This window comes from Streptomyces sp. ISL-11 (genome assembly GCF_018614525.1).
In the GTDB taxonomy this organism is placed as follows: domain Bacteria; phylum Actinomycetota; class Actinomycetes; order Streptomycetales; family Streptomycetaceae; genus Streptomyces.
The window spans coordinates 1-21,680 of sequence record NZ_JAGGOL010000150.1 but is presented as its reverse complement, the minus strand read 5'-3'; the positions used below and the strand labels follow the sequence as shown (position 1 = coordinate 21,680).

General features: G+C 69.5%; 17 protein-coding genes. 5 read left to right on the top strand and 12 right to left on the bottom strand.

Features of this window, described 5'->3' with window-relative positions; translation table 11 throughout:
- Positions 1 to 122: 122 nt before the first annotated feature.
- The 12 genes from J7E86_RS25795 to J7E86_RS25740 form a co-directional block, all read right to left on the bottom strand.
- Positions 123 to 1,184: an ABC transporter ATP-binding protein gene (locus J7E86_RS25795; protein WP_215084739.1), complete on the bottom strand. Its 1,062-nt coding sequence runs from the start codon at positions 1,182 to 1,184 to the stop codon at positions 123 to 125.
- Positions 1,174 to 2,178 (bottom strand): ABC transporter ATP-binding protein, encoded by a 1,005-nt coding sequence (locus J7E86_RS25790; protein WP_215084738.1) that lies wholly within the window; start codon positions 2,176 to 2,178, stop codon positions 1,174 to 1,176. Before J7E86_RS25790 ends, J7E86_RS25795 begins: the two co-directional genes overlap by 11 nt.
- Positions 2,179 to 2,189: 11 nt before the next feature.
- Positions 2,190 to 3,164, bottom strand: a complete 975-nt coding sequence (locus tag J7E86_RS25785) for an ABC transporter permease (RefSeq protein WP_215084736.1) — start codon at positions 3,162 to 3,164, stop codon at positions 2,190 to 2,192.
- The gene (locus J7E86_RS25780) at positions 3,157 to 4,080 is read right to left on the bottom strand and encodes an ABC transporter permease (protein WP_215084734.1); all 924 of its coding nucleotides are present in this window, start codon (positions 4,078 to 4,080) and stop codon (positions 3,157 to 3,159) included. Before J7E86_RS25780 ends, J7E86_RS25785 begins: the two co-directional genes overlap by 8 nt.
- 60 nt (positions 4,081 to 4,140) lie before the next feature.
- Complete coding sequence (locus tag J7E86_RS25775) at positions 4,141 to 5,757, bottom strand: ABC transporter substrate-binding protein (RefSeq protein WP_215084732.1); 1,617 nt, start codon at positions 5,755 to 5,757, stop codon at positions 4,141 to 4,143.
- A 227-nt stretch (positions 5,758 to 5,984) separates the two neighbouring features.
- Positions 5,985 to 7,115, bottom strand: coding sequence for an ABC transporter ATP-binding protein (locus tag J7E86_RS25770; protein ID WP_215084730.1), 1,131 nt, complete (start codon positions 7,113 to 7,115; stop codon positions 5,985 to 5,987).
- Positions 7,108 to 8,166: an ABC transporter ATP-binding protein gene (locus tag J7E86_RS25765; protein WP_215084728.1), complete on the bottom strand. Its 1,059-nt coding sequence runs from the start codon at positions 8,164 to 8,166 to the stop codon at positions 7,108 to 7,110. The genes J7E86_RS25770 and J7E86_RS25765 overlap by 8 nt, the downstream gene beginning before the upstream one ends.
- 11 nt (positions 8,167 to 8,177) lie before the next feature.
- Positions 8,178 to 9,116, bottom strand: a complete 939-nt coding sequence (locus tag J7E86_RS25760; protein ID WP_215084726.1) for an ABC transporter permease — start codon at positions 9,114 to 9,116, stop codon at positions 8,178 to 8,180.
- Positions 9,109 to 10,035, bottom strand: coding sequence for an ABC transporter permease (locus J7E86_RS25755; RefSeq protein ID WP_215084724.1), 927 nt, complete (start codon positions 10,033 to 10,035; stop codon positions 9,109 to 9,111). Before J7E86_RS25755 ends, J7E86_RS25760 begins: the two co-directional genes overlap by 8 nt.
- Positions 10,036 to 10,088: 53 nt before the next feature.
- Positions 10,089 to 11,717 (bottom strand): ABC transporter substrate-binding protein, encoded by a 1,629-nt coding sequence (locus J7E86_RS25750; protein WP_215084722.1) that lies wholly within the window; start codon positions 11,715 to 11,717, stop codon positions 10,089 to 10,091.
- A 465-nt stretch (positions 11,718 to 12,182) separates the two neighbouring features.
- The gene (gene typA / locus J7E86_RS25745) at positions 12,183 to 14,087 is read right to left on the bottom strand and encodes a translational GTPase TypA (protein ID WP_215084720.1); all 1,905 of its coding nucleotides are present in this window, start codon (positions 14,085 to 14,087) and stop codon (positions 12,183 to 12,185) included.
- A 155-nt stretch (positions 14,088 to 14,242) separates the two neighbouring features.
- Positions 14,243 to 16,177: an ABC transporter family substrate-binding protein gene (locus J7E86_RS25740; protein ID WP_215084719.1), complete on the bottom strand. Its 1,935-nt coding sequence runs from the start codon at positions 16,175 to 16,177 to the stop codon at positions 14,243 to 14,245.
- Positions 16,178 to 16,475: 298 nt separating this feature from the next.
- Here J7E86_RS25740 and J7E86_RS25735 point away from each other — a divergent pair, with 298 nt between their 5' ends.
- The 5 genes from J7E86_RS25735 to J7E86_RS25715 form a co-directional block, all read left to right on the top strand.
- Entirely contained in the window at positions 16,476 to 16,760 is a 285-nt protein-coding gene (locus J7E86_RS25735) for a hypothetical protein (protein ID WP_215084717.1), read from the top strand.
- Positions 16,761 to 16,829: 69 nt separating this feature from the next.
- Positions 16,830 to 17,660, top strand: coding sequence for a hypothetical protein (locus tag J7E86_RS25730; protein WP_215084715.1), 831 nt, complete (start codon positions 16,830 to 16,832; stop codon positions 17,658 to 17,660).
- An 18-nt stretch (positions 17,661 to 17,678) separates the two neighbouring features.
- Positions 17,679 to 19,625, top strand: coding sequence for a fumarate reductase/succinate dehydrogenase flavoprotein subunit (locus J7E86_RS25725; RefSeq protein ID WP_215084713.1), 1,947 nt, complete (start codon positions 17,679 to 17,681; stop codon positions 19,623 to 19,625).
- On the top strand, positions 19,622 to 20,389 hold the full coding sequence (locus tag J7E86_RS25720) for a succinate dehydrogenase/fumarate reductase iron-sulfur subunit (RefSeq protein ID WP_215084711.1): 768 nt from the start codon (positions 19,622 to 19,624) through the stop codon (positions 20,387 to 20,389). The genes J7E86_RS25725 and J7E86_RS25720 overlap by 4 nt, the downstream gene beginning before the upstream one ends.
- A gap of 79 nt (positions 20,390 to 20,468) precedes the next feature.
- On the top strand, positions 20,469 to 21,680 hold a 1,212-nt coding region (locus J7E86_RS25715; RefSeq protein ID WP_215084709.1), incomplete at its 3' end, for a TPM domain-containing protein.

Genomic DNA, 21,680 nt, shown 5'->3' with positions numbered 1-21,680 from the left:
CAAACGCCGGACGGGCTTGATTCGGCTGAGCTCAGCCGCTTTCAGCCCGTCCGGCGCTTGAGGACACAGCACAGCAGCCCGTCCGGCGATTGAGGACACCACCGCGCAGCGGGGGTGCGCCCCTAGGGAGCCGGCGTCCCCGGGCCGCCCTCCGGCGGGACCACGGCGCGCTCCTCCGCGAAGTGGCAGGCCGAGTCGTGCGCCGCGGGATCCGCGCCCTCCTGGAACCAGTCCGGCACCTCCAACGGCGGCACCACCAGCGCGCACTTCTCCCGGGCCTTCCAGCAGCGGGTGCGGAAGCGGCAGCCGGACGGCGGGTGCGCGGGCGAGGGGACGTCGCCCGTCAGCAGGATGCGCTCGCGCCGCTCGCGCGCCCGCGGGTCCGGGACGGGGACGGCCGACAGCAGCGCCTGGGTGTACGGGTGGGTGGGGTGCTCGTAGATCTGCGTGTCCGTGCCCACCTCGGCCAGCCTGCCCAGGTACATCACCGCGACCCGGTCGGAGATGTGCCGCACCACCGACAGGTCGTGCGCGATGAAGACGTACGACAGGCCGAACTCGCCCTGGAGCCGCTCCAGCAGATTGACGACCTGCGCCTGCACCGAGACGTCCAGCGCCGAGACCGGCTCGTCGGCGACGATGATCTCCGGGCGGAGCGCGAGCCCGCGCGCGATGCCGATGCGCTGCCGCTGGCCGCCGGAGAACTGGTGCGGATAGCGGTTGATGTACTCGGGATTGAGGCCGACGACGTCCAGCAGCTCGCGCACCTTCTGCCGGCGGCTGCCCTTGGGAGCGACCTCGGGGTGGATCTCGTACGGCTCGCCGATGATGTCGCCGACCGTCATCCGGGGGTTGAGGGAGGTGTACGGGTCCTGGAAGACCATCTGGATGTTGCGGCGTACGGCTTTCAGCGCCCGCCCGGACAGGGTGGCGAGGTCCTCGCCCTTGTAGCGGATCCCTCCGGAGGTCGGTCGCTCCAGGCCGACCAGCAGCTTGGCGATCGTGGACTTGCCGCAGCCCGACTCCCCCACGACGCCGAGCGTCTCGCCGTGCCGCAGGTCGAAGGAGACGCCGTCGACGGCCCGGACGGCGCCGATCTTCCGTTTGAAGACGATGCCCTGGGTCAGCGGGTAGTGCTTGACGAGGTCCCGGACCTCCAGAATCACCTCGCCGTCAGCGCTCATCGAGGGTTTCCTTCCAGAAGTGGCAGGCGCTGGCGCGGCCGGGGGCCACGGTGAAGAGCGGTGGCCGGTCGGTGCGGCAGACGTCCTGCGCCAGGGGGCAGCGCGGATTGAAGGGGCAGCCGGGCGGAATCGCCGTCAGGTTGGGCGGCAGGCCCTTGATGGCGTAGAGCTGCTGCCCCTTCTGGTCCAGGCGCGGAATGGAGTCGAGGAGCCCGCGGGTGTACGGGTGCGCCGGCGCGGCGTACAGCTCGTACACCGGTGCGGTCTCCACGATGCGCCCCGCGTACATCACCGCGATCCGGTCGGCGACGTCGGCGACGACCCCGAGGTCGTGGGTGATGAGGACGAGGCCCATGGTGTACTCGCGCTGGAGGTCTGCCAGCAGGTCCATCACCTGGGCCTGGACGGTGACGTCGAGCGCGGTCGTCGGCTCGTCGGCGATGACCAGGTCGGGTTCCAGGGCCAGCGCCATCGCGATCATGATGCGCTGGCGCATGCCGCCCGAGAACTCGTGGGGGTAGTCGCCCACCCGCTCCTTGGCCGCCGGGATGCGCACCCGGTCCATCAGCTCGACCGCCTTCGCCCGGGAGTCCTTGCGGGTCATCCCGTCGTGCACCTCGAACATCTCGGAGAGCTGGGCGCCCACGCTCATCACGGGGTTGAGCGAGGACAGCGCGTCCTGGAAGATCATGGCCATCTTGGCGCCCCGCACCCGGCGCCGGGTCTCGGCGGGCATCGTCAGCAGGTCCTCGCCGCGGAAGAAGACCTGGCCGCCGGTGACATGGCCCGGAGGCGAGTCGAGAATGCCCATGACGGCCTGGGCGGTCACCGACTTTCCCGAGCCCGACTCGCCGAGCACGGCCAGCGTCTCCCCGGCGGCCACGCTGTAGGTGACGCCGTTGACCGCCTTGGCCACGCCGTCGCGGGTGCGGAACTCCACCCGCAGGTCCCGTACGTCCAGCAGGGCCGTCGGCCGGCCGTCCTCGTGGTCCATCCGGCGGCTCCTCAGCGCAGCTTGGGGTCGAGGGCGTCGCGCACCGCGTCGCCGAGCATGATGAACGCCAGCACCGTGATGCTCAGCGCTCCCGCCGGCCACAGCAGCATGTGCGGGGCGTTGCGGATCTGGACGGAGGCGTTGGAGATGTCGATGCCCCAGGAGACGGTGGGCGGTTTGAGGCCGACGCCCACGAACGACAGGGTCGCCTCCAGGGCGATGTACGTGCCGAGGGCGATGGTCGCCACGACGATCACGGGCGCCACGGCGTTGGGCGCGATGTGCCGCAGCAGCATCCGCGCGTTGCCGGCGCCGAGCGCCCGGGCGGCCTGGACGTAGTCGTTCTGCCTGGCGGTGACCACGGAGCCGCGGGCGATGCGGGAGATCTGCGGCCAGCCCAGCAGCACGATGAACCCGACCACGGGCCACACCGATCCGCTGGTGACGACGGAGAGGAAGACCAGCCCGCCGAGGATGATGGGGATGCCGAAGAAGATGTCGGCGATCCGCGACAGCAGCGCGTCCCACCAGCCGCCGAAGAACCCGGCCAGCCCGCCCAGCACGCTCCCCAGCAGCGTGGCGCCGGCCGTCGCGCAGATGCCGACGGCGATGGAGGCGCGGGCCCCGTGGACCGTACGGGTGTAGACGTCGCAGCCCTGGGCGTCGTAGCCGAAGGGGTGGCCCGGCTGGGAGCCCTCCTGGGCCTTGGCCAGGTCGCACTGGAGGGGGTTACCGCTCGCGATCAGACCCGGCCAGACGGCGATCAGGACCAGAAAGATGATGATCAGCGCGGAGACGACGAAGACGGGGTTGCGCCGCAGGTCGTGCCAGGCGTCGGACCACAGGCTGCGGGCCTTGCCACTGGCGGGACCACCGGGGACGGGCCCGGCCTCCAGCGTCTCGGCGTCCTCGGTGGCCAGGGTCATCGCCCCTCCGTCGCCGGGCGTGATGGCTTCCTTGGCGGCATAGGGGTCGGGCTCAGGCATAGCGGATCCTCGGGTCGAGCACGGCGTAGAGGAGGTCGACGAGCAGGTTCGCCAGCAGGAAGACGATGACGAGGATCGTCACGAAGCCGACGACCGTGGGCGAGTTCTGCCGCAGGATGCCCTGGTAGAGCTGGTAGCCGACACCGTGGATGTTGAAGATCCGCTCGGTGACGATGGCGCCGCCCATCAGGGCCCCGATGTCGGTGCCGATGAAGGTGATGACGGGGATGAGGGAGTTGCGCAGCAGGTGCCGGGTGACGATGCGGCGGCGCGGCAGGCCCTTGGCGACGGCGGTGCGGATGTAGTCGGCGCGGGAGTTCTCCGCGATGGACGTCCGCGTCAGCCGGGTCACGTACGCCAGCGAGGTCAGGGCCAGCACCACGCCCGGCAGGATCAGTTCGTCGAACGGCGCGGCGGGCGAGACGGACGGTGAGACGGCCTCCCACTTCACGCCGACGAGGAACTGCAGCACATAGCCGCTGACGAAGGTCGGGATGGAGACGACGACCAGGGTCAGCAGCAGCACGGTGGTGTCCACCGAGCGTCCGCGCCGCAGCCCGCTGAGGACACCGAGCACGATGCCGAGGAGGATCTCGAAGAGGAGGGCGACCACGGTCAGGCGCAGGGTCACCGGGAAGGCGTCGGCCATCAGTTCGGTGACCCGCTGGCCGTTGAAGGCGGTGCCGAAGTCGCCGGTGACGATCTGCCCCATGTAGTGCAGGTACTGCTTCCACAGGGGCTCGTCGAGATAGAGGTCCGCGCGGATCCGCGCGGCCGTCGCGGGGTCGGGCGCCTTGTCGCCGAAGAGCGCGGCGACCGGGTCGCCGAGTGCGTAGACCATGAAGAAGATGAGGAACGTGCTGCCGATGAACACCGGGATCATCTGGAGCAGCCGCCGGATCACATACCGTCCCATGAGGTCTCCGGGGGTCACGCGTCGGAAGGGGCAGCGCGGGGCGCTCGGGGGCCGTGCGGATCAGCCGACCTTGATCTGCTCGTAGACGGGCACGCTGAAGGGGTTGAGGGTGACCTCGGAGAGCCGGTCCGTATATCCGGCGTTGCCGTTCTGGTACCAGAGCGGAATGGCCGGCATCCGCTCGGCGAGGATCCGCTCCGCGTCCTGGAACTTTCCGTTGGCCTTGTCCTGCGAGTTCTCGGCGTTGGCCTCGTCGACGAGCCGGTCGAATTGCGGGTCGCTGAATTTGCCGTAGTTGGAGGAGGCGTCGGTGGAGTACAGCGGCTGGAGGAAGTTCTGGATGAGCGGGTAGTCCATCTGCCAGCCGGAGCGAAAGGGGCCGGTCATCCGCTGCTGGGAGATCTGGTTGCGGAAGTCGGCGAAGGTGCCGACGGGATTGACGGTGCACGCCTTGTCGTTGCCGAGCGCGTTGTTGATGCTGTTGCAGACGGCGTCCATCCAGACGCGGTGCGATCCGGTGTCGACGTTGGAGGTCAGGGTGACCCGGCCGCCCGGCAGGCCCCCGCCGTCCTCGATCAGCTTCTTCGCGGCGGCGGCGTCGTACCGGCAGGCGTCACCGCACAGGCCGGACCGGTAGCCGCCCTTGTCGCCGAGGGCCGGGGAGGTCCAGTCCGTCGCCGCGGTGCGGGTCTTGCGGTAGATCTGGTCGGTGATCTGCGCGCGGTTGATCGCCATGGACAGGCCCCTGCGGACCTTCGCGGCGTCGGCCCTCGACCACCTGTCGTCGTACATCGGGAAGGCCAGGGTCTGGATGATGCCGGCCGGCTGGTTGATGTAGCGGTCGCCGAGGTCCTTCTTGACGTTCTTGAGCTGGGCGCTGGGGATGTCGTCGACCAGGTCGAGGTTGCCGGCCTGGAGATCGGTGTAGGCGGTGTTGTTGTCGGTGTAGACCCGCAGTTCCACCCCGTTGTTCCGCGCCTTGTCGTCACCGGGATAGTCCTCCCACTTGCTGAGCATCATCGACGAGCCCCGGCGGTAGGAGTCGATGGCGTACGGGCCGTTGCCGACCGGTTTCTTCAGCCAGGCCGCGTGGTCGTCGAAGAAGGCCCTCGGGAGCGGGGCATAGGCGGCGTAGCCGAGGGTGTCGGGCCAGGTGGAGAACTTGGTCCGCAGCCTGACCGTGAAGGTCTTGTCGTCCTTGACGGCGAGCCCGGGGAGCGTCCTGGCGCTCGGGGCGCCGCTGTCGGGGTGGACCTTGTCGTATCCGTCGATGTACTCGAAGAAGGATGCGTTCTTCTGTTTGTTGTCGGCGAGCGCGGCATAGTTCCAGGCGTCCACGAAGGATTTCGACGTGATCGCCTCGCCGTTGCTGAAGGTCCAGCCGCTCTTCAGGGTGACGGTGAAATTCCGCTGGTCGGTGCTCTCGATCTTTTCGGCGAGCATGTTCTCGGCCGCGCCGCTCTGCGGGTCGTACCGCTTGAGCCCGCGGAAGATCATGGCGAGGACCTTGCCGCCCTGGACCTCATTGGTGTTGGCGGGCTCCAGCTGGTTCTGCGGGTCCCCCCAGGAGGCCCGCACGACCCCGGGCCCGCCGCCGTTCCCTCCGCCGCACCCCGTGGTGGCCAGCACGAGGGACAGCGCGCAGAGGGCCCGTGCGGCGTGCGTGGCTCCGCGCATGGAGTGCCTCCTCGGGGTCCCGGAAATCACTTAGGCCCAAATAACACCCCATACCATGACGCAGTGCACCTCTATGGACGCTGACCGTGCGGACGTCGGCCGAGAAACCGCCCGGATGCCCGATCGCCCCCACGACCGCCGCACGCCCCCGCGCCGGCGAACGCCGAAGGGGTGCCCGAGCCTCCCGGCCCGGACACCCCTTCGGATTCGTACGTACGTACGCTACGTCACGCCGCGTGGACGACGTCCCGCTCTTCGGCGAAGTGGCACGCCGACTCGTGCGCCGCGAGCGTGTCCTTGCCCGCGAACACCTGGGGCACCGCCAGCAGCGGCACCTCCTCGGCGCACTTGTCCTGCGCCTTCCAGCAGCGCGTACGGAAACGGCAGCCGGACGGCGGGTTGGCCGGGGACGGCACATCACCGGTGAGGATGATGCGGTCACGGCCCTCACGGGCGTCGGGGTCCGGGACCGGGACGGCCGACAGCAGCGCCTGGGTGTAGGGGTGCGTCGGGTGGTCGTAGATCTCCGAGTCCGTACCGATCTCCGCCATCTTGCCCAGGTACATCACGCCGACCCGGTCGGAGATGTGCCGCACGATGGACAGGTCGTGCGCGATGAAGAGGTACGAGAGCTCGAACTCGTTCTGGAGCCGCTCCATCAGGTTGATGACCTGCGCCTGCACCGAGACGTCCAGCGCCGAGACCGGCTCGTCGCAGATGATGATCTCGGGGTTGAGCGCGAGCCCGCGCGCGATGCCGATGCGCTGCCGCTGGCCGCCCGAGAACTGGTGCGGATAGCGGTTGATGTACTCCGGGTTGAGACCGACGACGTCCAGCAGCTCCTGGACGCGCTTGCGCCGGTCGCCCTTGGGCGCCACCTCGGGGTGGATGTCGAAGGGCTCGCCGATGATGTCGCCGACCGTCATCCGGGGGTTGAGCGAGGTGTACGGGTCCTGGAACACCATCTGGATGTTGCGGCGCACGGCCTTCAGCGCGCGCCCGGACAGCTTGGTGATGTCCTGGCCCTTGTAGAAGACCTCGCCGGCCGTCGCCGTCTCCAGGGTCATCAGCAGCTTGGCGACCGTGGACTTGCCACAGCCGGACTCACCGACGATGCCGAGCGTCTCGCCCTTGTAGAGGTCGAAGGAGACACCGTCGACGGCCTTGACCGCGCCGATCTGCTTCTTCAGGAGGATCCCCTGCGTCAGCGGGAAGTGCTTGACGAGGTTGCGGACCTGGAGGATCGGCTCGCCGCGCTCACCGGGGGTGTCGAGGACGGCCTCCACCTCGGCGGTGGTCTCCGCGGTCGACGGCACCACGTCGGAGACGGCCTCGTCGTTCTTGGCGGCCTCAGCCATGGATCGTCTCCTTCCAGAAGTGGCAGGCGCTCCCGCGGCCGGCCAGCTCCGTGCCGTCCTGTTCGGCGACCGGCGCCAGGGCCGGCGTGTCGGTGCGGCAGATGTCCTGCGCCTTGGGGCAGCGCGGGTTGAACGCGCAGCCGCTCGGGATGTGCAGCAGGTTGGGCGGCAGACCCTTGATCGCGTAGAGCTCCTGGCCCTTCTGGTCCAGGCGCGGGATCGAGTCCAGCAGACCGCGGGTGTACGGGTGCGCCGGGCGCTTGTAGAGCTCGCGCACCGGCGCGGTCTCCACGATCCGGCCGGCGTACATCACCGCGATCTTGTCGGCGACGTCCGCCACCACACCGAGGTCGTGGGTGATGAGGATGAGGCCCATGTTGTACTCGCGCTGGAGCTCGGCCAGCAGGTCCATCACCTGGGCCTGCACCGTCACGTCGAGCGCGGTGGTCGGCTCGTCCGCGATGATCAGGTCCGGCTCCAGGGCCAGCGCCATCGCGATCATGATGCGCTGGCGCATGCCGCCCGAGAACTGGTGCGGGTAGTCGTTCACCCGCGCCGCGGCGGCCGGGATGCGGACCCGGTCCATCAGATCGATGGCCTTGGCCTTGGCCTCCTTCTTGGAGAGGCCCTGGTGCACCCGGTACATCTCGCCGAGCTGATAGCCCACGCTCAGCACGGGGTTCAGCGAGGAGAGCGCGTCCTGGAAGATCATGGCGATCTTGCTGCCACGGATCTTCCGGCGCTCCTCGGCGGACATCTTCAGCATGTCCTGGCCGCGGAAGAGGATCTCGCCCTGCGGGATCTTGCCCGGCGGCATGTCCAGGATGCCCATGATCGCCTGCGCGGTCACGGACTTGCCGGACCCGGACTCGCCGAGCACGGCGAGGGTCTCGCCGGCGTCGACGGAGTAGTTCACGCCGTTGACGGCCTTGGCGACGCCGTCGCGGGTGTGGAACTCCACGTGCAGGTCGCGGACTTCGAGCAGCGGGGTGCCGCCGTCCTGTGCCGCCCGGGGTTCGGGGACGTTCGCGGTCTTTTCCATAGTGGTCACGTACGCCTCCCTCAGCGCAGCTTGGGGTCGAGGGCGTCGCGCACCGCGTCGCCGAGCAGGATGAACGCGAGCACGGTCAGGCTCAGGAAGCTGGCCGGGACGAGCAGGACGTGGGGGGCGTCACGCAGCTGGGACTGGCCGGCGGCGATGTCCACACCCCAGGAGACCACGGGGTCCTGAAGACCGATACCGAGGTAGGACAGGGTCGCCTCGGTGGAGATGTAGCCGCCGAGCGCGATGGTGGCGACGACGATCACCGGGCCGAGGACGTTCGGCAGAATGTGCCGGAAGAGGATCCGGCCGGTTCCGGCACCCAGGGCGCGGGCCGCCGTGACGAAGTCCGCCTGCTTCTGCGTGATGACCGCACCGCGCATGACGCGCGCGATCTGCATCCAGCCGAAGGTGGCCAGGCCGAGCGTCACGGTCCATACGGTGCGGTGCGTGAACGCCTGGAGCAGGGTCAGAGCACCGAGCAGCAGCGGGATGCCGAAGAAGATGTCGGTCAGGCGCGAGAGCAGGGTGTCGACGAAGCCGCCGAAGTAGCCGGCGAGCATGCCGACGAAGCCGCCGAGGACCGTCACCGCGAGGGTCACACAGACACCGACGATGACCGACGCGCGGGCACCGTGGACGGTACGCGCGTAGACGCTCTGGCCCTGTCCGTTGTAGCCGAACCAGTCGACCTCGAAGAAGTGGGACCAGTTCGGCGGGGCGAGGTAGTGACCGCGCAGGTCGGCCTGACGGGGGTCCACGTCGGTGAACAGCGTCGGGAACGCCGCCATGACGATGAAGAGGACCAGCAGTACGCCGGAGGCCCAGAACAGCCAGCTGCCGCGCAGCTCGCGCCAGGCGTCCTGGCCCAGGCTGCGGGGCTTGTTGGACCCTTCCTTGAGCGCCGTGGAAACGGCCTCGGGCGTCTGGGTCTCGTGAGGCAGCGTCTTCTCAGGCATAACGGATCCTCGGGTCCAGGACGGCGTACAGCAGATCGACGACGAGGCTGGTCACGAGGTACACGAGAACCAGCACGGTCACGATGCCGACCACGGTGGGGCCTTCACTGGTCTGGATGGACCGGAAGAGCGTGTTGCCCACACCCTGGATGTTGAAGATGCCCTCGGTGACGATGGCGCCGCCCATGAGCAGACCGAGGTCGGTGCCGAGGAACGTGACGACAGGGATGAGGGAGTTGCGCATCAGGTGCACTCCGACCACACGGCGGCGCGGCAGGCCCTTGGCCACGGCGGTGCGCATGTAGTCGGCCCGGAGGTTCTCCCCCACGGTGGTGCGCGTCAGGCGGGTGACGTACGCCAGCGAGAGCGCGGCGAGCACGATCGCCGGGACCATCAACTGCCCGAGGTTCTCCGAGTCCTGGACGGTCGGTGTCATGATGTGCCACTTCATGCCCAGCAGGAACTGGGTGATGAAGCCGATCACGAAGACCGGGATCGAGACCACGACCAGGGTGAGCACCAGCACGAACTGGTCCAGGAACTTCCCGCGCTTCAGGCCGGTCAGGACACCGAGGGCGATGCCCACGACGACCTCGAAGCCGAAGGCGAGCAGGGCCAGCCGGATGGTCACCGGGAAGGCCTCGGCCATCAGGTCGGCGACGGGCCGGCCGGTGAAGCTCTGCCCGAAGTCACCCTGGAACAGGCCGGAGATGTAGTTCCAGTACTGCTCGAGCAAGGACTTGTCGAGGCCGTACTGGTGGCGCAGTCTCGCGACCGTCGCCGGGTCGGCCGCCTTGGGACCGAAGAGTGATTTGACGGGGTCGCCCGGCAGCGAATACACCATCAAGAAAATGAGCAAAGTGGTCCCGATGAAGACCGGGATCATCTGGAGCAGTCGCCTCGCGACAAAGCGCCCCATGGTTCCTCCTGTCGCCGGCCGCCGGGCCTTACGTCACTGCAAGCGTGTCCCGGTTACTTCTTGACCTCGACGTCGGTCCAGATCGCCTGACGGAAGGAGTCGAACTTCACGTTCTGCACCTTCTTGGAGTATCCGGCGAGCGTGTGGTCGAAGAAGAGCGGGATGGAGGGCATCTGCTCGGTCAGGATCTTCTTCTCGGCCTCGGCGTAGAGCTTGTTCGACTCCTCGATGGTCTTCGAGGCGTCGGCCTTGTCCATCAGCTCGTCGACGGCCTTGTCACTGAACTCCATGTCGTTGGCACCGGCCTTGGTCCGGTACTGCGCGGAGATGAAGTTCTGGATGTTCGGGAAGTCCTGCACCCAGGCCATGCGGAACGCGCTCTTCATGTGGCGCTCGGTGATGTCCGTACGCGCCTGCTGGAAGGTCGGCTTCGGGTCGGTCACACACTCGACGCCGCCGTTCTGGCGGATGTCGTTGCAGACCGCGTCGGCCCACTCCTTGTTCGCGCCGTCGGCGTTGTAGGTGAGGGTGATCTTGTTGCCGGGGACGCCGCCGCCGGCCTTGATCAGCTCCTTGGCCTTGGCCGGGTCGAACTTGCAGAACTCGCCGCAGGCGCCTGCCTGGTAGCCCTCGACGACCTTCGGGGTGTACCCGTCGGCCGCGTCCTTGCTGCCCTTGAGCGCGGTCTTGGCGATGGTCTCGCGGTCGATCGCCATGGACAGGCCCTGACGGACCTTGACCTTCTCCGGCTTGCCCCAGTCGCCGTCGTACAGCGGGAAGGAGATGTTGGTGTTGCCACCGAACATCTGGCTGATGGCGCGCTTGCCGAGGTCGTTCTTGAACTGGCCCGCCATGGAGTTGGGGACCTGGTACATGATGTCGAGCTTGTCGGAGACGAGGTCGTTGTAGGCCGCGTCGTCCTTGTTGTAGAACTTGAAGATGACGCCGCCGTTCTTCGGCTTGTCGTCACCCTTGTAGTCCGCGAACTTCTTGGTCTTGAACTCGACCTTGTGCGACCAGTCCCCGTCCATCTGGTACGGGCCGTTGCCGATCGGGTGCTCGCCGAACGCCTTGGTGTCCTTGTAGAACGCCTTGGGCAGCGGGGAGAACACGTCGTAGAAGAGCTGCTCCTTGAAGGTGGAGACAGGCTTCGTCAGCTCGATGGTGAACTCGAGGTCGTTGACGACCTTCAGGCCCTCGAGCTTCTCGGCCTTCGGGTCACCCTTCTCCGGGTGGACGTCGGCGTAGCCCTTGATCGGCTCGAACCAGGAGGCGTTCAGCTGGGCGTTCTTGCCGTTGGACGCCCAGTTCCACGCGTCCACGAAGGAGGACGCGGTCTGCGGCTCACCGTTGTGGAACTTCCAGCCCGGCTTCAGCTTGACCGTGAAGTGCTGGTTGTCCGTGGTGTCGATGCTCTGGGCCGCCTCCATGCGCAGCTTCGACTTCTCGTCGAAGCCCACGAGGCTGCGGAAGAGGTTCTTGACGATGTAACCGCCGCCGACCTCATTGGTGTTGCTCGGGATGATCGGGTTCTGCGGCTCTACGTTGTAGTACGTGTAGGTGCCGTCGGGGTTGACAGCCGCGTTGTCTTCACTGTCACTTCCACCGCCACCACAGGCCGTAGCTGTCAACGCAACTGCTATCGCACCCGCGACCCAGGTAGCGCTCTTGGCACCGCGCATGGGTATGCCCTCCTCAGGAGTCCACTATCACTACAAGAGAGGCGCCGGCCCCACGCTGACACCCCTGACAGCGGAGACGGAACCGGCACCTCGAGTGTGCTCGTGAGTCGGCGCTCCCCACAGCGCGTGACCCGTTGACCCGAGCTCAGTGAACCCAACTATTAAGTACGACCGCCTTGTAAACCACACTTAAAGGGTCTCGCTTTGGTCACAGCAATCCGCGACACCTGTCCGAAATCCGGACAAAGTGATCACAGACAGACACCCGCGAAACGGACTGTTAACACGACAACGGGTTCTGTCAGTCCGGTATCCGAACGCAGTCGGGCGGATTCTGATAAAGCACCAGCCGTCCCGGCGAAGGCCCGGGGGCACCGTCCGGACATGCCGAAGGCCCGGAACCACCACTGCGGAAAGTGATGGTTCCGGGCCTCGTGGGCTGTCCGGCGGCGCCGGCCGCTCGCGTCAGCGCTTGGCGCGGGAGGCGGTGCGGCCGCGCTCCTTCTGGTCCAGGACGACCTTGCGGATGCGGACCGCCTCCGGGGTCACCTCGACGCACTCGTCGTCGCGGCAGAACTCCAGGGACTGCTCCAGCGACAGCTTGCGCGGCGGGACGATCGCCTCGAAGGAGTCGGCGGAGGAGGAGCGCATGTTGGTGAGCTTCTTCTCCTTGGTGATGTTGACGTCCATGTCGTCGGCGCGCGAGTTCTCGCCGACGATCATGCCCTCGTACACCTCGGTGCCCGGGTCGGTGAAGAGCACGCCGCGCTCCTGGAGGTTCGTCATCGCGAAGGCGGTGACGGCACCGGCGCGGTCGGCGACCAGGGAGCCGTTGTTACGGGTCTTGAGCTCGCCGAACCACGGCTCGTGGCCCTCGTGGATGGAGTGGGCGATACCGGTGCCGCGGGTGTTCGTGAGGAACTCCGTGCGGAAGCCGATCAGACCGCGGGACGGGACGACGAACTCCATGCGGACCCAGCCGGAGCCGTGGTTGGACATGTTGTCCATCCGGCCCTTGCGGGTGCCCATGAGCTGGGTGACCGCGCCCATGTGCTCCTCGGGCACGTCGATGGTGATGCGCTCGACCGGCTCGTAGGTCTTGCCGTCGACCTGCTTGGTGACGACCTGCGGCTTGCCGATGGTCATCTCGAAGCCCTCGCGGCGCATCTGCTCGACCAGGATGGCCAGCGCCAGCTCACCGCGGCCCTGCACCTCCCACGCGTCGGGGCGCTCGGTGTCGAGCACGCGCAGCGAGACGTTACCGACCAGCTCGCGGTCCAGACGGTCCTTGACCTGGCGGGCGGTGACCTTGCGGTCCTTGACCGCGGCCTTGGCGTCCGCGCCCTTGCCGGTGCCGCCACGGCCGACCAGCGGCGAGGTGTTGGTACCGATGGTCATGGAGATCGCGGGCTCGTCGACCGTGATCAGCGGCAGGGCGACCGGGTTCTCCGGGTCGGCCAGGGTCTCACCGATCATGATGTCGGGGATACCGGCGACGGCGCAGATGTCACCGGGACCGGCCACCTCGGCGGGCTTGCGGGTGAGGGCCTCGGTCATCATCAGCTCGGTGATGCGGACGTTGGACATCGAGCCATCACGCTTGATCCACGTGACGGTCTGGCCCTTGCGCAGCTCGCCCTGCTCGACGCGGAGCAGCGCGATACGGCCGAGGAAGTTGTCGGCGTCGAGGTTGGTGACGTGGGCCTGGAGCGGCGCGTCCTCCTCGAACGTCGGGGCCGGGACGTGCTCCAGGATCGTGGAGAAGAACGGCTCCAGGCTGGTGCTGTCCGCGGGGACGGTGCCGTCCTCCGGCTTGGTCAGCGAGGCGACGCCGTCACGGCCACAGGCGTAGACGATCGGGAACTCGATCTGGTCCTCGTCCGCGTCCAGGTCCAGGAAGAGGTCGTACGTCTCGTTGACGACCTCGTCGATGCGGGAGTCCGGGCGGTCGGTCTTGTTGATGCACAGGATGACCGGCATCCGCTTGGCGAGCGCCTTGCGGAGCACGAAGCGGGTCTGCGGCAGCGGGCCCTCGGAGGCGTCGACCAGCAGCACGACCGCGTCCACCATCGACAGACCGCGCTCGACCTCGCCACCGAAGTCGGCGTGGCCGGGGGTGTCGATGATGTTGATGGTGATCGGCTCGCCGCCGTCCTTGGGGTGGTACTTCACCGCCGTGTTCTTGGCGAGGATCGTGATGCCCTTCTCACGCTCCAGGTCGTTCGAGTCCATGACGCGGTCGTCGACGGACTCGAGCTGGTGCGCGGCGAAGGCACCCGCCTGCTTGAGCATGGCGTCGACGATGGTCGTCTTGCCGTGGTCGACGTGGGCAACAATGGCTACGTTACGAATATCGTGGCGCGTGGGCATACTTGCGGCGCTTCTCCCGGAATCGTGGATGGCCGGGCGCACCCTCTGGTACACCCACCTGCCGGGCAGGACACGCCACGGCCTCTCGCCTCCATGGTACGGGGCTGCGCCGACTTCGGCCGCCTCAGCCTGCTCACACCCACTGTGAGCTGCGGTTACTTCCGGAAGCCGAGGTCCTGATAGCGGGGTGAGGACAGTCCGAAGGCCCCGGCGTTGACCACACCGGGCCGCACCGCCACCAGCTCGGGGCGCTGGTAGAGCGGAATCGAACCGGCTGCCGCCCAGATCCGGGCGTCCGCGCGCCCGACCAGATCGCGGGAGGCGTCGGCGTCCAGCTCGGTGGACGCCTGCTCGAAGAGCTGATCGATCTGGTCCGTGCCCACCCGGGTGTAGTTCTGCTCCACCAGCAGCGAGCCGTCGGCGGCGGGCTGGGGCTTGGCGAAGACCGGGCGGGCGTCGGTGGCCGGGTAGGCGGTGGCGGGCCAGGAGTAGAGGGCCAGGTCGTAGGTGCCCGCGGCGATGTGGTCCCTGAAGTAGCCGGCGTCGCCGACCTTGCTGATCTCGGTGCGGATGCCCACGGCGTCCAGCTGCCGGGCGATGCGCTCGCCGACCGACCGCAGCACCTCCGCGCCCGCGCCCTCCGGCAGCACGAACCGGAGCGTCAGCCGCTTGCCGTCCTTCATCCGGACCGGGGCGGCGGCCGCCTTGCCCCCGCTGTCGCGCGAGCCCTTCTCGTCGGCTCCGGCGTCGCCCCGGCCGGCGTCCTCGGTGCCGGGCCCCTCGCCCGGGGCCGCGGCCTGCTTCCTCCCCGCCGTGCCGCGCCCGGAGGCCCCCTTCGCCGTCCCTTCCTTCCTCTCCTGCCAGCCCGCGTCCGCGAGCAGCGCCTGCGCCGCCTTCGGGTCGGGGCCGCCGATGGCGTCGCTGTTGTCCTCGTATCCGTGCTGGCCCGCCATGAAGACGTGGCTGCCCAGCGGTGCGGCGGGCAGGCCCAGCGGCTTCAGGACGGACGTGGCGACGGCGTCGCGGTCGATGGCCCGGGCCACCGCGCGCCGCACCCGTTCGTCGGCGAGGGGGCCGGAGGCGCCGTTGAGGGCGAGCTGTGTGTAGAAGGGCTCCAGGGATTTGCGCACGACCAGCCCGCGCAGCCGGCGGTCCGCGGGGGGCACCGCGGTCCGCTTGCCCTCCCCGCCCTTCTCGCGGTGCTTGCCGGCGGCGGTGATACGGGCGGCGGCGGCCGGACTCACCTCGGCGACGTCGAGCTTGCCGGCCGCCAGGGACTCGGCGCGCTCGTCGCGGGACGCGGCCCGCAGGACGAGCTTGTCCAGCTTGGCCCGGTCGCCCCACCACTTCGGGTCGCGTACGAGGGTGAGGGTCCCCTCGCGGTTGGAGCGCGGGCCCACCCGGAAGGGGCCGGCGGAGACCTTGAGGTCGTTGCGGGCGCTGTCGTTGAAGGCGTCGGGGGTCCGCATGACGGACCGGGGGTAGAGGGGGCTGAAGAGCGAGGCCCAGTCGGCGTACGGCTTGGCGAAGGTGATCTTGACCTGGTGGGCGTCCGCGCCCCGCTCGACACGGTCGATCCGCTCGTAGCCGTCGTTGTGCGCCGTCCAGTAGGCCCGGTCCCGGCCGCGCAGCGCCTTCCACTGCGCCTCGAAGTCGGCGGCGGACAGCGCCTTGCCGTCGTTCCAGACGGCTCGCGGGTTGAGCTTGTAGACGACGACCTGCCGGGGCTCGCGCTGGACGAGGTCGGCCGCCGCCAGGTAGTCGGCGTCGCGCTGCGGACGGCCGCGCTCGTCCTGGGTGAAGAGGGTGGGCAGGACGGCTCCGGTGACGCGCTGCGTGATCCCGTCCGCGTCGGCCTGGAAGGCGTTGAGCGTGGCGGGCAGCGCGTCCACCGCCCAGCGCAGGGAGCCCCCGTCGGCGACCCTGCCGCGCGAGGTGGCGGCGATGTCCGGTCGTGTCAGGGTGCCCTCGGCCTCGTCGTCGCCGCCCTGGGAGCAGGCGGCCAGGACGGACAGCGGCAGCACGATGCCGACGGCGAGCAGGGCGGCGGACCGGCGCGTTGAGGACCTGCGGGTCGAGAGGGGGGCCATGGGATACCTCCGCCGACGGGGCTGACTGCCGATCGATCACGTTCGGCGCAATGCGCCGTTGATCGCATCTACTGCTCACCACTGAATGCGACAGTCGGTGTGATGACGCGCCGACACGGCGCCTCCCGGGCGCACGCCACCCACGTGGACGAACGTTTCAGCAGGTCCCGGCCGCGCGGCGAACCCGTTCCGGCGAAGGTGCGATCGCTATCTTCCCCCGGAGGGGTGTGACGCGCGACACTCTCAGTCGCAACATCGTCGCCACCCGCAACCGCCGACCGCGGAAGTGAGGGCAAGCATGTCCCTGAACGACGAAGTGACGGCAGTACAGCGCTGTCTGGACGATCTCGGCCGGGCGCTGGCGCGGCTGGAGAAGCACCTGGGCAGCACCGACCTGGAGCTGCGGCGCGTGCGCACCGATGCCGCGCACCTGCGTGAGAGCGTCACCCTCCTGCGCGAGTTCCACCCCCGGGAGCGCCCCCGCCCCGAGCCGGTGCCCATCCCCGAGGCGCCCTACGACGCGTCGCTGTGGAAGGACGCCGAGGAGGAGGGCCTCGGGGCCTGCGACCGGCGCGCGCCCTGACCCGCCCGATTCGCCCAGGCACCGCGGCAGTCAGGCACCGACCATTCCCCGCTCCTCCCGGAGTCCCTCTTGGCCACTGGCACCGACCCCCAAGCCGCCCCCGACGCGCGCGGTGGTGTCCACCACCCCTCGCGCGCCGCGATCCCCGCCCGCCACCTGCGCGCCGACCGCTGGTGGCTGGCGCCGGCGGTCACCGCCGCCGGACTGCTCGCGTTCGTCGTCTATTCCACCTGGCGGGCCTTCGCCAATGACGACTACTACGCCGCCCCGTACGTCTCGCCGTTCTACTCCCCCTGCGTCGCCGAGAACTGCGTCCCCATGGAGGGCGGCGCCGACTGGCCGGTCTTCGGATCGTGGTGGGGCCTCTCGCCGGCCCTGCTGATCCTGATCTTCCCGCTGGGCTTCCGGCTGACCTGCTACTACTACCGCAAGGCCTACTACCGGGGCTTCTGGGCCTCGCCCCCGGCCTGCGCGGTCGCCGAGCCGCACGCGAAGTACAGCGGCGAGACCCGCTTCCCGCTGGTCCTGCAGAACATCCACCGCTACTTCTTCTATTTCGCGGTGATCGTCGCGGGCATCCTGAGCTACGACACCGTCCTGGGCTTCCGCGACGAGCACGGCGCGTGGGGCCACATGGGGCTCGGAACGCTCGTCCTCCTCGTCAACATCGCGTTGATCTGGGCGTACACCCTCTCCTGTCACTCCTGCCGCCATATCGTCGGCGGCCGGATCCGCAATTTCTCCAAGCACCCGGTGCGCTACCGCATGTGGGGCTGGGTCAGCTCGCTGAACGCCCGGCACATGCAGCTCGCCTGGCTCTCGCTGATCAGCGTGGCGGCCGCCGACTTCTACGTGTATCTGGTCGCCAGTGGCGTCTTCGACGATCCGCGCTTCTTCTAGGGAACAGGGGCTCTCCTGATGTCGCATACGGCCCGGCAGGACTGGGACGTGGTCGTGGTCGGCGCCGGCGGCGCCGGCCTGCGGGCCGCCATCGAGGCCCGCGAGCAGGGCATGCGCTGCGCGGTGATCTGCAAGTCGCTCTTCGGCAAGGCGCACACGGTCATGGCCGAGGGCGGCATCGCCGCCAGCATGGGCAATGTCAACGAGGGCGACAACTGGCAGGTCCACTTCCGCGACACCCTGCGCGGCGGCAAATTCCTCAACCACTGGCGGATGGCCGAGCTGCACGCCCGTGAGGCCCCCGACCGGGTCTGGGAGCTGGAGACCTGGGGCGCGGTCTTCGACCGCACCAAGGACGGCAGGATCTCCCAGCGCAACTTCGGCGGGCACGAGTACCCCCGGCTGGCGCACGTCGGCGACCGTACGGGCCTGGAGCTGATCCGCACCCTCCAGCAGAAGATCGTCTCCCTCCAGCAGGAGGACCACCGGGAGTTCGGTGACCACGAGGCCCGCCTGAAGGTCTTCCAGGAGTGCACGGTCACCCGGCTGCTGAAGGACGGCCGCCGGGTCTCGGGCGTGTTCGGCTACGAGCGCGAGGCCGGGCGGTTCTTCGTCATCGAGGCCCCGGCCGTGGTGCTGGCCACCGGCGGCATCGGCAAGTCCTTCAAGGTCACCTCCAACTCCTGGGAGTACACCGGCGACGGGCACGCCCTCGCGCTCATGGCCGGGGCGTCGCTGATCAACATGGAGTTCGTGCAGTTCCACCCGACCGGCATGGTCTGGCCGCCGTCCGTCAAGGGCATCCTGGTCACCGAATCGGTGCGCGGCGACGGCGGGGTGCTGCGCAACAGCGACGGCAAGCGGTTCATGTTCGACTACGTCCCGGACGTCTTCAAGGAGAAGTACGCGGAGTCCGAGGCCGAGGGCGACCGGTGGTACAAGGACCCCGACAACAACCGCCGCCCGCCCGAGCTGCTCCCCCGCGACGAGGTGGCCCGCGCCATCAACTCCGAGGTCAAGGCGGGCCGGGGCAGCCCGCACGGCGGGGTCTTCCTGGACATCTCCAGCCGGCTGCCGGCCGAGGACATCCGCCGCAAGCTCCCGTCCATGCACCACCAGTTCAAGGAGCTGGCGGACGTGGACATCACGGCCGAGCCCATGGAGGTCGGCCCCACCTGCCATTACGTGATGGGCGGCGTGGACGTCGACCCCGACACCGCCGCCGCGACCGGCGTGCCCGGCCTCTTCGCCGCGGGCGAGGTCGCCGGTGGCATGCACGGCTCCAACCGGCTGGGCGGCAACTCCCTCTCCGACCTGCTGGTCTTCGGCCGCCGGGCCGGGCTGCACGCCGCCCGGTACGCGGCCGGGCTCGCCGGGGCGGCCCGGCCCGACGTCACCGAGAGCGATGTCGAGGCGGCCGAGGCGGAGGCGCTGCGCCCGTTCAGCGTGGAGGGCGGCGACCCGGCCGTCTCCCAGGGACCGGCGGAGAATCCGTACACCGTCCACCAGGAGCTCCAGCAGGTGATGAACGACCTGGTGGGCATCATCCGCAAGGGCCCGGAGATGGAGGAGGCGCTGCGCCGGCTGGCGCTGCTGCGCGCCCGGTCCCGGCGGGCCGGTGTCGAGGGGCACCGCCAGTTCAACCCCGGCTGGCACCTGGCCATCGACCTGCGCAACATGCTGCTGGTCAGTGAGTGCGTGGCCCGCGCGGCCCTGGAACGCACGGAGAGCCGCGGCGGGCACACCCGCGACGACCACCCGGGGATGGACCGGCGGTGGCGGCAGCTCAACCTGGTGTGCCGGCTGGCGGAGGACAGCGCCGGCCCGGCCGCCGCCGACCCGCTGCTGGGCCGCATCCGCCTGGAGCGGCGTGCGATGCCCCCGATCCGCGCCGACCTGCTGGCGCTCTTCGAGAAGGAGGAGCTGGTGAAGTACCTGACCGACGAGGAGCTGACGACACCTTGAGCTACGACGCCCACTTCAGGGTCTGGCGGGGCGACGCGGACGGCGGTGGCCTGGTCGACTACACCGTGGCCGTCAACGACGGCGAGGTCGTCCTGGACGTCATCCACCGCCTCCAGGCCACCGAGGCCAACGACCTCGCCGTCCGCTGGAACTGCAAGGCGGGCAAGTGCGGTTCGTGCAGTGCGGAGATCAACGGCAAGCCGCGGCTGCTGTGCATGACCCGGATGTCGGTCTTCGACCCCGCCGAGACCGTCGTGGTCACCCCGATGCGCGCCTTCCCGGTCGTACGGGACCTGGTGACGGACGTGTCCTTCAACTACGCCAAGGCCCGCGAGGTGCCCTCCTTCGTGCCGCCGCAGGGGCTGGCGCCCGGGGAGTACCGGATGCTCCAGGAGGACGTCGGCCGCTCCCAGGAGTTCCGCAAGTGCATCGAGTGCTTCCTGTGCCAGAACACCTGCCATGTGGTGCGTGATCACGAGGAGAACAAGAACGTCTTCGCCGGCCCCCGCTTCCTGATGCGCGTCGCCGAGCTGGACATGCACCCGCTGGACGCGGCGGCCGAGGCCGGCATCGACCGCAAGCGCTCCGCCCAGGAGGACCACGGGCTGGGCTACTGCAACATCACCAAGTGCTGCACGGAGGTCTGCCCCGAACACATCAAGATCACGGACAACGCGCTGATCCCGCTGAAGGAGCGCGCGGTGGACCGCAAGTACGACCCGCTGGTCTGGCTGGGCAGCAAGATCCGCCGCAGGGGGGCGTGAGCCGGGGCGCGGACACGCACCGTATATGACCCCGAGCTCCCGGTAGCGAGTCGGGCACTACCGCCATACGCTCCCAAATGTGACGCGGCTTTCGAGGCGGTACGCGCCGGGGGCGCCGGGCCGGGCCCCGGGCAGGGTGCTCCTCGCCCTCGTCGCGCTCTGCGCCCTGCTGCTCCCGGGCCCGGCCGCCCGCGCCGACACGCCGCTCGACCTGGACACCGGCGGCCGGATCACCGACACCGTGGGCGCCCTCGGCCAGCGCCGCGGCCAGGTCGCCGCGGCCCTCGACCGGCTGCGCACCACCCACCACGTCCAGCTGTACGTCACCTATGTGCGCGATTTCTCCGGGCGCTCCGCGCACGCCTGGGCGGACGCCACCGCCGACCGCAACGGTCTGGGGCCGCGCGACGTGCTCCTGGCCGTCGCCACGCACGGCCACCAGTACGCCGTCTCGGCGGCCGAGGACTCCGGTTTCCGGCGCGCCCAGCTCCACGAGGTCGAGGCCGCCGCCATCGCCCCGGCCATCGCCCAGCACGACTGGGCCGGCGCGGCCATCGGGGCCGCCGACGGCTACGGCGCCGTGCTGCGGGGCGAGCCGGTCCGGCCGCCCGCGATCTCGCCCGGCGACAGCGACCCCGGCGCCGTCGGGCTCGTCCCCGGCAACCGCCAGGTGTGGCTGCCGGCGACCGTGACCGCCCTCGTGTGCCTGACCGCCCTCTACGTCTGCTCCCGCCGGGCCGCCCGCCGCCGCGCCACCCTGCGACGGCCCGTCCTCGCCCCGACGACACCGCCCGGCCTGGCCCGCATGGCCCAGCCGCTCACCCCGCTGCCCGCCCTGGACGCCGAGGCCGCCCGTACGCTCGTCGCCGCCGACGACGCGGTCCGCACCAGCGCCGAGGAACTCCTCTTCGCCACGGTCCAGTTGGGCCAGGAGGCGACGCGGCCCTTCGCCGAGGCGGTGGTGTACGCCAAGAGCGAGCTCGCCGTCGCCTTCCGGCTGCGGCAGCGGCTGGACGACGCCCCGTACGAGGACGAGGACATCCGGCGCCGGGCACTGGACGAGATCTGCTCCCACTGCACCAGCGCCAACCGGCGCCTGGACGCGGAGTCCGCCGCCTTCGAACGGCTGCGCGACCTGGAGGGCAACGCCGCCGGAATCCTCGAACACGCCCGGGGCGCGGCCCAGGCGCTCGCGCCGCGCGTCGACACCGCCGGGGCCGCGCTCGCCGCCCTCGCCGAATGCTGCGCCGGCACCGCGCTCAGCCACGTCGCCCGGCACCCCGCCGAGGCC